At 71.2% G+C, this 13,212-nt stretch carries 12 protein-coding genes; 10 read left to right on the forward strand and 2 right to left on the reverse strand.

The annotated features are described in order from the left end of the window. Positions 1–17: 17 nt before the first annotated feature. From ACZ67T_RS13220 to hutI, 3 genes are all read left to right on the forward strand, one after another. Entirely contained in the window at positions 18–1,220 is a 1,203-nt protein-coding gene (locus ACZ67T_RS13220; protein WP_469983790.1) for an allantoate amidohydrolase, read from the forward strand. Further along, the gene (locus ACZ67T_RS13225; protein ID WP_469983696.1) at positions 1,211–2,548 is read left to right on the forward strand and encodes a formimidoylglutamate deiminase; all 1,338 of its coding nucleotides are present in this window, start codon (positions 1,211–1,213) and stop codon (positions 2,546–2,548) included. Before ACZ67T_RS13220 ends, ACZ67T_RS13225 begins: the two co-directional genes overlap by 10 nt. Positions 2,549–2,659: 111 nt before the next feature. Beyond that, positions 2,660–3,829: an imidazolonepropionase gene (hutI, locus tag ACZ67T_RS13230; protein ID WP_469983698.1), complete on the forward strand. Its 1,170-nt coding sequence runs from the start codon at positions 2,660–2,662 to the stop codon at positions 3,827–3,829. 87 nt (positions 3,830–3,916) lie between these two features. Here hutI and ACZ67T_RS13235 read toward each other — a convergent pair whose 3' ends face one another. Further along, entirely contained in the window at positions 3,917–4,801 is an 885-nt protein-coding gene (locus ACZ67T_RS13235) for an RNA polymerase sigma factor SigF (protein WP_469983700.1), read from the reverse strand. A 261-nt stretch (positions 4,802–5,062) separates the two neighbouring features. On the opposite strand from ACZ67T_RS13235, the gene ACZ67T_RS13240 reads away from it, so the two are divergent. The 7 genes from ACZ67T_RS13240 to ACZ67T_RS13270 all read left to right on the forward strand — a co-directional run bounded on the left by ACZ67T_RS13240 (position 5,063) and on the right by ACZ67T_RS13270 (position 11,543). Beyond that, a complete protein-coding gene (locus ACZ67T_RS13240) occupies positions 5,063–5,431 on the forward strand; it encodes an STAS domain-containing protein (RefSeq protein ID WP_469983701.1) in 369 nt (122 codons plus the stop codon). Positions 5,432–5,645: 214 nt separating this feature from the next. Then, positions 5,646–6,167, forward strand: coding sequence for an ATP-binding protein (locus tag ACZ67T_RS13245; RefSeq protein ID WP_469983703.1), 522 nt, complete (start codon positions 5,646–5,648; stop codon positions 6,165–6,167). A gap of 194 nt (positions 6,168–6,361) precedes the next feature. Further along, positions 6,362–7,060, forward strand: a complete 699-nt coding sequence (locus tag ACZ67T_RS13250; RefSeq protein WP_469983705.1) for an LPXTG cell wall anchor domain-containing protein — start codon at positions 6,362–6,364, stop codon at positions 7,058–7,060. A gap of 52 nt (positions 7,061–7,112) precedes the next feature. Then, positions 7,113–8,123: a COG1470 family protein gene (locus ACZ67T_RS13255; protein WP_469983707.1), complete on the forward strand. Its 1,011-nt coding sequence runs from the start codon at positions 7,113–7,115 to the stop codon at positions 8,121–8,123. Continuing rightward, complete coding sequence (locus tag ACZ67T_RS13260) at positions 8,120–9,259, forward strand: hypothetical protein (RefSeq protein ID WP_469983709.1); 1,140 nt, start codon at positions 8,120–8,122, stop codon at positions 9,257–9,259. The genes ACZ67T_RS13255 and ACZ67T_RS13260 overlap by 4 nt, the downstream gene beginning before the upstream one ends. A gap of 38 nt (positions 9,260–9,297) precedes the next feature. Then, on the forward strand, positions 9,298–10,602 hold the full coding sequence (locus tag ACZ67T_RS13265) for a hypothetical protein (protein ID WP_469983791.1): 1,305 nt from the start codon (positions 9,298–9,300) through the stop codon (positions 10,600–10,602). A gap of 119 nt (positions 10,603–10,721) precedes the next feature. Beyond that, positions 10,722–11,543, forward strand: a complete 822-nt coding sequence (locus ACZ67T_RS13270) for a MerR family transcriptional regulator (protein ID WP_469983711.1) — start codon at positions 10,722–10,724, stop codon at positions 11,541–11,543. Between the two features lie 128 nt (positions 11,544–11,671). Here ACZ67T_RS13270 and ACZ67T_RS13275 read toward each other — a convergent pair whose 3' ends face one another. Beyond that, complete coding sequence (locus ACZ67T_RS13275; RefSeq protein ID WP_469983713.1) at positions 11,672–13,159, reverse strand: peptide MFS transporter; 1,488 nt, start codon at positions 13,157–13,159, stop codon at positions 11,672–11,674. Positions 13,160–13,212: the final 53 nt, after the last annotated feature.

A 13,212-nucleotide genomic window follows, 5' to 3' on the forward strand; every position in this document is an offset into this window, starting at 1 on the left:
GTCCTTCCTTCGGCGAGATGTGGCGCGACCTCGCGCCCATCGGCCGCAACGACGAGAGCGGCGGCTACCGCCGCTTTGCCTGGACCGGGGCGGACACCGACTGTCGCGCGTGGTTCAAGGCGCAGGCCGAGTCCCGAGGCCTGACCTACGAGCTCGACCGCAACGGGAACCAGTGGGCCTGGCTCGGTGACCCGGCCGCCGGGGACGCCGTCGTCACCGGCTCCCACCTGGACTCCGTGCCGGACGGCGGCGCGTTCGACGGGCCCCTCGGGGTCGTGTCGTCCTTCGCCGCCCTCGACGAACTCCGCCGCAGGGGAGCGGAGTTCACCCGCCCCCTCGCTCTCACCAACTTCGGTGACGAGGAGGGGGCCCGGTTCGGCCTGGCCTGCGTCGGCTCCCGCCTCACCGCGGGCCGGCTCACCCCCGAGCAGGCGGCGCAGCTGCGGGACGGCGACGGCGTCAGCCTCCCGCAGGCCATGGAGCGGGCGGGCTACGACCCGGAGGCGATCGGCCCCGACCCCGAGCGACTCGGGCGCATCGGCGCCTTCGTCGAGCTGCACGTGGAGCAGGGCCGCGCCCTGGACCTGTCCGGCGACGCCGTGGGCATAGCGAGCGCGATCTGGCCGCACGGCCGCTGGCGCTTCGACTTCCGCGGCGAGGCCAACCACGCGGGCACCACCCGTCTCGTGGACCGCCGCGACCCGATGCTGTCGTACGCGCAGACCGTCCTCGCGGCCCGCCGCGAGGCGGAACTCGCGGGCGCCGTCGCCACGTTCGGCAAGATCTCCGTCGAGCCGAACGGCGTCAACGCCATCCCGTCGCTGGTCCGCGGCTGGCTCGACTCCCGCGCCGCCGACCAGCAGACCCTCGACACGGTCGTGACGGCCGTCGAGAAGGCGGCCCGTGAGTACGCCGACGCGCACGGCATCGACCTGGAGACCGTGCGCGAGTCGTTCACGCCGGTCGTCGAGTTCGACCACGCGCTGCGCGACGAACTCGGCCGCATCCTCGGCACCGACGACCGGCTCACCGTCCCGGTCCTCGGTACCGGCGCGGGACACGACGCCGGAATCCTCGCGGACTCCGTGCCGACCGCCATGCTGTTCGTGCGCAACCCCACGGGCGTCTCGCACTCCCCGGCCGAACACGCCGCGGAGGACGACTGCCTCGCCGGGGTGAACGCACTCGCCGACGTACTGGAGGGCTTGGCGTGCAGGTGACGTACTGGCTGGAACATGCGTGGCTCGACCCGGAGGTCGAGCCGGGCGTGGTCGTCGAGGTGTCGTCGGACGGCCGCATCGCGGACGTGCGCACCGGCGTCGACACCCCGCCCCCCGGCGCGACCGTGCTGCGCGGCCTGACCGTCCCCGGCCTGGCCAACGCCCACAGCCACGCCTTCCACCGCGCCCTGCGCTCCACCGTCCAGGTGGGCTCGGGCACGTTCTGGACATGGCGCGAGGTCATGTACTCGGTCGCCGACCGGCTGACCCCGGACACGTATCACGCGCTCGCCACGGCGGTGTACGCGGAGATGGCGCTCGCCGGGATCACCACCGTCGGCGAGTTCCACTACCTGCACCACGCGCCGGACGGCACCCCGTACGACGACCCCAACGCGATGGGCGAGGCCCTGATCGCGGCCGCCGCAGAGGCCGGCATCCGCATCACGCTCCTCGACACGGCGTACGTCTCCTCGGGCTTCGGCAAGGAGCCCGACCGCCACCAGCGGCGCTTCTCCGACGGCACCACCGAGGCGTGGGCCGGGCGGGCCACGCTCCTCAAGGACCGCGACCACGCCCGCATCGGCGCGGCGATCCACTCCGTGCGGGCCGTCCCCGCGGACCAGCTCGGCACGGTCGCCGAGTGGGCGAGGACGCGCGGCGCGCCCCTGCACGTCCACCTCTCCGAGCAGACCGCGGAGAACGAGGCGTGCCTGGCCGCGCACGGCTGCACGCCGACCCGGCTCCTCGCGGACCACGGCGTGCTCGGCCCGAACACCACGGGTGTCCACAACACACACCTCACCGACGAGGACATCGCCCTGCTCGGCGGTTCCGGCACGGGCACGTGCATGTGCCCCACCACGGAACGCGACCTGGCCGACGGCATCGGCCCCGCCGTCGCCCTCCAGAGGGAGGGCTCGCCGCTCTCGCTGGGCTCGGACAGCCACGCCGTCATCGACCTCTTCGAAGAGGCGCGGGCGATGGAGCTGAACGAGCGGCTGCGCACGCGCACCCGGGGCCACTGGACGGCGGCGGCCCTGCTGCGCGCCGCCACGTCCGACGGGCACGCGGCGCTCGGCTGGACCGACGCCGGACGGATCGAACGCGGGGCCCTCGCCGACTTCACGACGGTGGCCCTGGACTCCGTACGCACGGCGGGCCCGCTGCCGCGCCTCGGCGCGGAGACGGCGGTGTTCGCGGCGTCGGCCGCGGATGTCCGGCACACAGTCGTGGGCGGCCGGCAGATCGTCCGTGACGGCCGGCACGAGCTGGTCGCAGACGTCCCCGGGGCGCTGGCCGCGGCGATCGGGGCGCTGCGGGCGTAAGGCTGTCTCCCCTTCCTCAGCCCGCCTCCTCCCCGAATGTCCTCGAACGCCGGACGGGCTGACACAACAGCCCTCCGGCGTTCGAGGTCTTCCCACCCACGGAGAGGAACCATGACCACCACCGTCATCACCAACATCGGCTCCCTGGTCACCAACGACCCGGCCCAGGGCGACAGCCCTCTCGGCCTCGTCGAGAACGCGGCCGTCGTCATCGAGGACGACCGGATCGCCTGGGTGGGGCCGCGGGCGAAGGCGCCGGCAGCCGACGTCACCCACGACGCCGAAGGCCGCGCCGTCATCCCCGGTTTCGTCGACTCGCACTCCCACCTGGTGTTCGCGGGCGACCGCACCCAGGAGTTCAACGCCCGTATGTCGGGCCGCAGTTACTCCGCCGGAGGCATCCGTACGACGGTCGCGGCCACCCGCGCCGCCACGGACGCGGAGCTGGAGGCGAACCTCACCCACTACCTCGCCGAGGCGCTGCGCCAGGGCACGACGACGTTCGAGACGAAGTCGGGCTACGGCCTGACCGTCGAGGACGAGGCGAGGGCGCTGCGCATCGCGGCGCGGCACACCGACGAGGTCACCTACCTCGGCGCGCACATCGTGTCGCCGGACTACTCGGACGACCCGGCCGCCTACGTCGCGCTCGTCACCGGCGAGATGCTGGACGCCTGCGCCCCGCACGCCCGCTGGGTCGACGTCTTCTGCGAGAAGGGCGCCTTCGACGGCGACCAGGCCCGTGCGATCCTCACGGCCGGCCGGGCCCGCGGCCTGCACCCCCGCGTCCACGCGAACCAGCTCAGCTACGGGCCCGGGGTCCAGCTCGCCGTCGAGCTCGACGCGGCGAGCGCCGACCACTGCACGCACCTCACGGACGCGGACGTCGACGCCCTCGCGAACAGCGGGACGGTCGCCACGCTGCTGCCCGGCGCCGAGTTCTCGACGCGCGCCGAGTGGCCCGACGCCCGTCGCCTCCTGGACGCGGGGGCGACCGTGGCGCTGTCCACGGACTGCAACCCGGGCTCGTCCTTCACGTCCTCGGTGCCGTTCTGCATCGCCCTGGCCGTAAGGGACATGGGGATGACGCCGGACGAGGCGATCTGGGCCGCGACGGCGGGCGGCGCGCGGGCGCTGCGCCGCGACGACATCGGCCGCGTGGCGCCGGGCGCGTACGCGGACCTGGCCCTGCTCGACGCGCCGAGCCATGTGCACCTGGCCTACCGGCCGGGCGTGCCGCTGGTGTCGGCGGTCTGGCGGCGCGGAGTGCGCGCCGCCTGACCGGTCGCACGCGCCGCCTCCGCACACACACGCCGCCTCCGCGCCCAGTGCGCGGAGGCGGCGGAGGTCGGCCGGCCGGCGTGACGGCTATTCCTCCAGCGTGAGGCCCTTGCGCAGGCGCACCAGCGTGCGCGAGAGCAGCCGGGACACGTGCATCTGGGAGATGCCCAGCTCGTCACCGATCTCCGACTGCGTCATGTTGGCGACGAAGCGCAGGGAGAGGATCTTCCGGTCCCGGGAAGGGAGTTCGGCGATCAGGGGCTTCAGGGACTCGACGTACTCGATGCCCTCGAGCTCGTGGTCCTCGTACCCGATGCGGTCCGCGAGCGCGCCCTCGGAGTCGTCCTCCTCGGGCTGTGCGTCCAGGGAGCTGGCCGTGTAGGCGTTGGAGGCGGCCATGCCCTCGACGACCTCGTCGTTCGTGATGCCCAGGCGCTCGGCGAGCTCGCCCACCGTCGGTGCGCGGTCGAACTGCTGGGCGAGTTCGTCGCCCGCCTTGGCAAGGTCGAGACGAAGCTCCTGGAGCCGCCGCGGAACGCGGACCGACCAGGACGTGTCACGGAAGAAGCGCTTGATCTCGCCGACGATGGTCGGCATCGCGAACGTAGGGAACTCGACGCCACGGCTCAGCTCGAAGCGGTCGATCGCCTTGATCAGGCCGATCGTGCCGACCTGGATGATGTCCTCCATCGGCTCGCTTCGGGAGCGAAACCGGGACGCCGCGAACTTCACCAGGGCGAGATTGAGTTCAACCAGCGTGTTGCGGACATACGAATACTCGTGGGTGCCCTCTTCAAGGGACTCCAGCCGCCCGAAGAGCGTTTTTGACAGGGCCCGTGCGTCCTGGGGAGCCACCTCGTCGAAAGGCGGGATCTCCGGCAGGCCGGCCAGGTTGTCGAAGGCCTCGTGTTCCGGTGGGGGTGTCGACGTCGACGCCTGGTCAGTACGCGATTCGTCGAGCCGGGGTGACATGATGTCCTCCATCGTTCTCGGCATATGGCTGCCGATGCCAATACGTGCACTGCGGTGTGCGGCGCCTCCGTAGCCGGCCGTGGTTGAAACTGTCCTTACTAGGCCTACCCGCTTTTACGCTCCGCTCGCAAGTGCGTTCTGTCAGTAAATGTCCGATTCCTAGGGGTTGTTCGGGTACCGGAGGGCGTGGCAAAGGCGTAATGTTCGAGGGCGTCAATGAACAGCCACGACGGTCGAGAAGACTCGGAAGAGAGAGACGTCATGGACCGCGGGACAGTCGGCAGCGCGCATCGGGGCCGGCTTCTGGTCGAGGTGCGGGAAGAGGGCGCCAGCGCCGTCGTGACTCCGGTGGGTGAGTTGGATCACCACACCGCCGATCTATTGCGAGAACCCCTGGAGAGCTGTCTCACCACCGGATTTTCACGGCTGGTGATCGACTGCTCACGGCTGGAGTTCTGTGACTCGACCGGGCTCAATGTGCTGCTCGGTGCCCGCCTCAAGGCGGAAGCCGCCGGTGGCGGAGTCCATCTGGCCGGGATGCTGCCCGTGGTGGCCCGGGTCTTCGAGATCACCGGCGCGGAGGCCGTCTTCACCGTCCATGAGTCGCTGGACGCGGCTCTCGGTGACTGACAGGACACATTCGCAGGTGAAGCACGGAAGTTACGCGTCAGTTGTCTCTACGTGATCGAGGCGTTACCAGCGTCACACCGGCCATGCCGAACAAGTGGGTGTTCTCGCGGATCGGCCGGGCAGGAGACATGCTGGGTCCCACGCCGGACCGCCCCGCCACGGCGGAACATTTCCACACATCACACGTCAAGAGTCTCGGTGAGGTGAAGTGCTGATGAGCACCACCCGGCCTTACTCGCCGGGCGACCGCGGCCCGGAGCCGGAGGCCGCCGGTGGGACCGGTGGCACGCCAGGTCTGCCCCCCGCCGACGTAGGGCGGGCAGCCGGGCACCAGAGCCGCAGGCTGAACCTGGTCGGGGCGGCCGGCATCGTCCCCCTGGCCCGTGACTTCACCCGTGAGGCGCTGCACGCATGGGGCTGGATGCCGGCGGACACCGCCGACCGGCGGGCCGCCGCCGAGGACGTCCTGCTCGTCGTCTCCGAGCTGGTCACCAATGCCTGCCTGCATGCCGAGGGGCCCGACGAGCTGCGCATCTCCTGCGACCGCAAGGTGCTGCGCATCGAGGTCTCCGACCGCGGTGCCGGGCAGCCCGCGCCGCGGACCCCGCACCGCGCCGGCCGCCCCGGCGGGCACGGGATGTTCATCGTGCAGCGCCTGTGCATGGACTGGGGGGTCGTCAGGACCGCGGGGGTCCCCGGCAAGACCGTCTGGGCCGAAGTCGGGGCGCCCGCCTGACCGGAGGCCTTGGGGGGCTAGGGGTTACCCCGGGTTCGCACGTCTCTTCGCATGCGCCGGATCCCGTCGGATCCGGCGCATGCTTATGTCTTCCCTCGGCAAGGTCCCCGGCGTACCTTGAGCGCCCGATCTGATGTGCCGTCAGTAACTTGGCGCGTGCCACTCAGGAACTCCCGGCATGAGGGGAACTCGAGGTGTCGTACCGGACGTACCAGAAGCGAACGGCAGGGCTCGCGCTCGCCGCGGCCCTGGGCTGTGGCGCGGCTTCCACGGTGCTGCTGGCCGCACCCGCAGCCCACGCAGATGTGCAGGACGTCAACTACCAGTGCAAGACGCCGATCGGGAACAAGGGAGCGGTCTCCCCGATCGACATCAAAGGCGTGAAGAGCGGCAGCGGCTACAAGATCACCATGTCCTTCCAGAAGGGCGTCTCGTCCAGCCCGGTCGAGCTCGGCAAGGGCGCGATGAAGCCCAGTGCCGTCATCAAGCTGGGCGGCGCGGAGAGCGGCTCCCTGCCGGTGTCCGGGCCGCCGAACGCGGAGGCGGTGCCCGCCAACACCCCCATCAAGATCAGTGACCTGTCGGGCACGTACACGCCGGCCAAGACCGGCAAGGTCACCTTCACGGCGGGTGTCCTCACCATCAAGGCGCTCGGCACCACGACCACGTGCACACCCGCGAACAGCCCGAAGCCGTCACTGACCCTGGACGTCAAGTCGGCCGGGGGCGGCGGCACTTCGGGCGGCTCGCAGAACACCCCGTCCGGCGGCGAACTGCCGCAGACCGGACCCGAGGACTCCGCGATCGCGCTCGGCACCCTCGGCGGCACGGTGCTGCTCGCGGGCGCGGCGGGCGTGCTGTGGCTGACGCGGCGCAACCAGGCGGCGCGCTGACCTCGGCGGCCGTGCCCGTCCGACACCCGTACGCGATGACCTGGAGCCGCCGATGCCGTTCAGTCCCCGGGCCCGCGCCCGCCTGCGCGCGCTGTGCGGGGCCGCCGTCCTGCTGACCGCGGGGGCGGGGGTCCCGGCGGCCGCGGCCGGTACGGCGCCCGCGTGGTCGGTCGCCCCGTCGGCGGGCGGCGGCACCAGGCCCGCGACGGACGGGCGCCCCTACTTCTACGCGGAGGGGGTGCCCGGCACCGTGCTCCAGGACAAGGTGGCCGTCACCAACCCCGGTGGCCGCCCCCTGACCGTGAAGCTGCGGGGCGCCGACGCCGACAACACCGGCACCGGCGCCCTCTCCCTGCGCGCGAAGTCGACCGACACGGGCGCGTGGATCACCTTCGCCCGGCGCGAGGTGAAGATCCCGGCGCGCACCCGCGCCGAGGTGCCCTTCACCGTCACCGTCCCGGCCGACGCCACACCCGGCGACCACCCCGGCGCCGTCGTGGCGAGCGCGAACGGGCGCGACGCCGGGGTCAGCGTCCATCTGCGGGTCAGCGGCCCCACCCTGTCGGCGCTCACCGTCGAGCGGGTGCGGATCACCGGCGGCCGGATCTCCTACGACCTCGTCAACCGCGGCAACACCGTCCTGACGCCGAGGCTGGCCGTGCGGGCCGACGGCGTCCTCGGCCGGGCGCTCGACCGGCGACCGCGCACGCTGCCCGTCGAGCTGCTGCCCGGCCGCCGCGTCACCCTCAGCGAGCCCTGGAAGAACGCCCCCGCCCTCGACTCGGTCCGGGTGAGGCTCACGGTCACGGCCGGGGGCGGCGCCCACGACGAGGCGACGGCGACGAAGCGGTTCGTGCCGTGGGCGGCGGTCGCGGGAACGTGCGCCGTGATCCTGGCCGCCGGGGGCGCGGCCTTCTGGCTCGTACGCCGACGGCGGCAAGCGAACGGCGAGAACGGTGAGAACGGCGCGGACGGCGGAAGCGGCGAGAACGGCGCGGACAGCGGGAACCACGGGAGCCAAGAGATCCACGAGATCCAAGAGATCCAAGGGAGTCGGACATGAACCGCCGCCACCGCTGCGGGCCCCGGCTGTGGGCGGCAGCGCTCGTCCTGGTCACCGCGCTCGGCCTCGCCGCCCTGCCGCAGCTGACCGCCTCCGCCGCCTCCGCCGCGGAAGGGCCGACCGTCACGCTGTCCAAGTCCCAGGAAGGGACGGGCGGTTCGATCACCGTCAGCGGCTCCGGGTGGCGTTCCAAGACGCTGCTCATGATGCTCATCTGCGGCCAGTCCGAACCCGGCAGAGGGGTCATCGGCGGCACGAACTCCTGCGCCAACGCCGACGGCCGCGCCGTCACCACCGGGGACAAGGGCACCTTCAGCAAGAAGCTCCCGGTCGCCGAGCCGCCCGTGCCCTGCCCGTGCGTCGTCCACGTGGCGACCGTCACCGGCGACAAGGCGCAGGCGGACGCGGTGCTCAAGGTCGCGGGCCATCCGGTCGAGGCGCTCCCCACGCCGTCGGGCGGCGGGAAGCTGTCCGTCCTCACCGATACGCGGCTCGACGGTTCGAGCGGCGTCCTGACCTGGTTCGGCGCCCCGGCGTCGCGCACCTTCGTCTTCACCGTCGGCAACGTCGGCTCGGCCCCCCTCAAGGACCCGGTCTTCCAGGTCGGCACCTCCCACGGCGTGTTCGCCCCGCAGTGGGAGGACCAGCAGTGGCGCGGCACGATCGCCCCCGGCAGGAAGGCGCAGATCAAGCTGCCCGTCGAGCTCACCTCGGGGGCGCACGGCAACTACCTGGTCTCCCTCAAGTTCGGCGGCAAGGTCCTCGCCGAGCAGCCGTGGGGCGTGGGCCGCCCCTGGGGCGTGACGCTCTTCTGGATCCTGCTCTGCGTCGTCGTACCCGCCGCCGTGTTCCGTATCGGGATGGCTGTCGTCGATCGCGTGCGCCCCCGGCGGTCCGGCGGCGCGGGCCGGCACCGTGGAGCACTGCACTTTCCCGAACTGGCCGCGCGCACAAGGAAGTTGCGCGTGGCCGACTCCTCCCGACGTGCCCCGGACCTGCCGCGTGCCACCTCAAGGACCGGTACCCACACCACTACGGCCCTGCCCTGGTTCACCCCGGACACCGATCCGGGCGCACCGGCCGGTCAGCTCTCCGCACCGCCAGACAACAGCCCGACAACGAAGGGAAACACGTGAGCACCCAACGGAGAGTGAGCGCGGCCGGCGTCGCCCTGATGCTGGGCGGTGCGGGCCTGCTGCTCGCCGCCGCACCGGCGCAGGCAGCCGAGGTCGCGTACAAGACCGAGTGCATCCCGCCCTCGATCTCCGGCCTGCCGCCCGTGGAGGGCACGACGAAGGTGGAGATCACGGCGCCCGCCGAGGCGAAGGTGGGGGACGAGGTGGAGGTCGTCTGGAAGACGACACAGGCCGCCTCGAACAACCCCGACGTCCTCGACCTGGACAAGGACACCGTCAAGCCGACCGGCACGGTCAAGGTGGGCGGCGCGCAGACCGCGGACCTGGCGGTGGAGGGCCCGCGCAGCAACCCGCCGATCAAGAAGAACAGCCCGATGGTGCTCCCCGACATGAAGGGCAAGATCAAGCTGACGGCGCCCGGCGAGGTGACGCTGACCCCGGACAAGTACAACATCAACGTCAGCAAGCCGATCTCGACGGACACCAAGTGCTCGCCCAAGGAGACGGTGAAGCCCGGCGCGACCATCAAGGTCACCGACGCGGGCGGCGCGACCACGGGCGGGCTGCCCACCGGCCTCCCGACGGGCCTGCCCACCGGGCTTCCCACGGGTCTGCCCACCGGACTCCCCACGGGTCTGCCGACGGGCAGCGCCAGCGCCACTCCCACCGGTGGATCGTCCAGCTCCAGCGGCGGTGACACCAGTGGCAGCGGCGGCGGGCAGAGTGACTTCACCGGCAAGGAGGTCCAGATCCCGTACAAGTGCAAGACGCCCATCGGTGACAAGGACGCCACGTCGCCGGTGCAGATCAACGCGAAGAAGGACGGCGGGAACTACGGCCTCACGGTCCAGTTCAAGAAGTCCGTCATGGACAGCCCGGCCGACATCCCCGCCGACTCGGTCAAGCCGTCGATGGAGGTCAAGCTGGGCGGGGCCGACAAGGGCACCGTGCATGTGGAGGGCCCCACGAACAAGGAGGCCATCAAGTCCGGTGCGCCCATCAACATCCCTGACCTGACGGGTACCTACAAGCCGGGCGCCGACGGCAAGTCGACCCTGTCACCCGGCGTCCTCACGGTGAAGGCCCTCGGTACGACGACCACGTGCACCCCGTCGAAGACGGAGGTCTCGCTGGAGATCGACACGGCGGCCCAGCCGGGTGGCGCGGCAGGCGGCTCGGGTTCGGGATCGGCGGGCGGCGCGGACACCTCCGGCGGCCTCGCGGAGACAGGCTCGTCGAACGACGGCATGCTGCGCGCCCTCGGTCTGGTCGCGGGCACGGTGATCCTGCTGGGCGGAGCGGTGTTCACGTTCCTGCCGAAGCGGCGGGGCCGGGTGGGCTGAGCGGACGGCTGAGCCGATGGGCCCGGGGCGCGCACGGCCGCCCCGGGCCCCTGCCGGCTTTTGAGGGTCAGTAGGTTCTTGACCCTCACACCGTGTCAGGCGGTCAGCTCGGAGACATCATGTTCACCATCGGAGACTTCGCCCGGCACGGCCGCGTCTCGGTCCGGATGCTGCGTCACTACGACGCGACCGGCCTGCTGCGCCCGGCCCACGTCGACCCTGCGAGCGGCTATCGCTACTACACCGCTGCTCAGCTCGCCCGCCTCAACCGGATCATCGCCCTCAAGGACCTCGGATTCGTCCTTCAGCAGGTGCGGGACATCGTGGACGAGAAGGTCGGTGTCGAGGAACTGCGCGGCATGCTCCGGCTGCGGCAGGCGGAACTGGAGTCCGCCATGGCTGCCGCGGGGGCACGGCTGGTCCAGGTCGAGGCGAGGCTCCGAGCGATCGAGAGCGAGGGGCACATGCCCACGGACGACGTCGTCATCAAGAGCGTCCCCACTGTTCGGGTGGCGGAGCTGACCGCGACCGCCGCGAGTTTCGAGCCCGAGGACATCGGCCCGGTCATCGGGCCGCTCTACGACGAGCTGTTCCGGTGCCTGGGCTCGGCGGGCATCACCCCCACGGGCCCCGGAGTCGCGTACTACGAGGACGCCCCGGAGGGTGGCGGCAGGATCAGCGTGCACGCCGCCGTCCAGGTCTCCGCCCCTCTTCAGGACGGCGTCCTCCGTGTCCTCGACCTGCCGTCCCTCGACCGGGCGGCGACCATCGTGCACCGCGGTTCGATGGACACCGTGCTCCCCACCGCCCAGACCCTGGCCCGCTGGACCGACGCCAACGGCTACCGGGCGAACGGGTACCCCCGCGAGGTCGGTCTCGAGTGCCCCGAGAACGTTGACGACTGGGTGACGGAACTGCAGGCACCGGTGACCCGGGCCTGACCGGTCGCCGTCCGCGACACCAAGCCCCCCACGGCGAAGCCGCCGGGGCGTACAGCGCGAACGCCGAAGGGCCGCCGCACCGAATCCGGTGCGGCGGCCCTTCGCGCATGTGCGGGCGAGCGGAGCGACTAGCGGACGTCGCCCATGAGCTCCTTGACCTTCTTGCGGTACATGAAGACCGCGCCACCCGCGATCACCGCGAGTGCGGCCTCCAGGGCCACGACGCCCGAGCCGTTGAGGTCGGCGCCGTACGTGGAGAGCAGACCCGTCACCGCGTCGCCCGCCGTCACCGCGAGGAACCAGACACCCATCATCTGGGAGCCGTACTTCGCCGGGGCCATCTTGGTGGTCACCGAGAGGCCGACCGGGGACAGGGTCAGCTCGCCGACCGTCTGGACGAAGTAGATCAGGACGAGCCACCAGGGGCTGACCTTGCCGTCGCCCGCGGCCGTCAGCGGCAGCAGGAAGACGAAGAAGGAGATACCGACGAGGACCAGGCCCAGCGAGAACTTGGTGACCGTGCTCGGCTCCTTGCCCTTGCGGGCCAGCGCCAGCCAGATCATGGCGGCGACCGGGGCCAGCGCCATGATGATCACCGGGTTCACGGACTGGAACCAGGAGACCGGGAAGTCCCAGCCGAAGACGCTCGTGTTGGCGTGGCTGTCGGCGAAGATCGACAGGGTCGAGCCGCCCTGGTCGTAGATCATCCAGAAGACGGCGGCGGCGACGAAGAACCAGATGTAGCCGGAGACCTTGGACTGCTCGGTGCTCGTCAGTTCCTTGTCGCGCTTGATGCGGCCGAGGACCACGATCGGGACGATCAGGCCGACCAGCATGAGCGGGACCATCACCCAGTTCAGGGTGTAGGTGCCGGTGCCCACGACGATGCCGTAGAAGACGACCGCGATGAGCAGCCAGATCATCGACTTCTTCAGCGTGGCGGCACGCTCGGCGGCGTCCAGCGGCTTCGGGACGACCGACGACTGCTCCGACAGGTGGCGGGTGCCCAGCAGGAACTGGCCGAGGCCGATCGCCATGCCGACCGCGGCGAGCGCGAAGCCGAGGTGCCAGTTCACGTTCTGGCCGATGGTGCCGATGACCAGCGGCGCGGCGAACGCGCCGAGGTTGATGCCCATGTAGAAGACGGTGAAGCCGCCGTCACGGCGCGGGTCGTCCGGGCCGTTGTACAGGTGGCCGACCATCGTCGAGATGTTGGACTTCAGCAGACCCGAACCGACGGCCACGAAGAGCAGACCGACGTAGAAGACGCCGTTCGACGGGACGGCCAGCAGCAGGTGACCGAGCATGATCACCGCACCGGCGATCGCGGTCGTCTTGCGGGGTCCCCACACACGGTCGCCGAACCAGCCACCGGGCATGGCGAGCAGGTACACCGTCGAGACGTAGACGGAGTAGATGGCGATCGCGGTGCCGGCGTCGAGGCCGAGCCCCTCGGGGGCCACCAGGTACAGCGGAAGCAGGGCGCGCATGCCGTAGTAGGAGAAACGCTCCCACATCTCGGTCATGAACAGAGTGGCCAGACCGCGAGGGTGGCCGAAGAAGGTCTTGCCGCCGGAGGGTGCCCCGGTGGATTCCTTCGTCAGGCTGGTCGCCATGGAAGTTCCTTGCTGGTACGGGTCGCGGGTCGTGGGTGACCGCGCGGCCAGTG

The sequence above is a fragment of the Streptomyces sp. NPDC107517 genome (assembly GCF_055582645.1).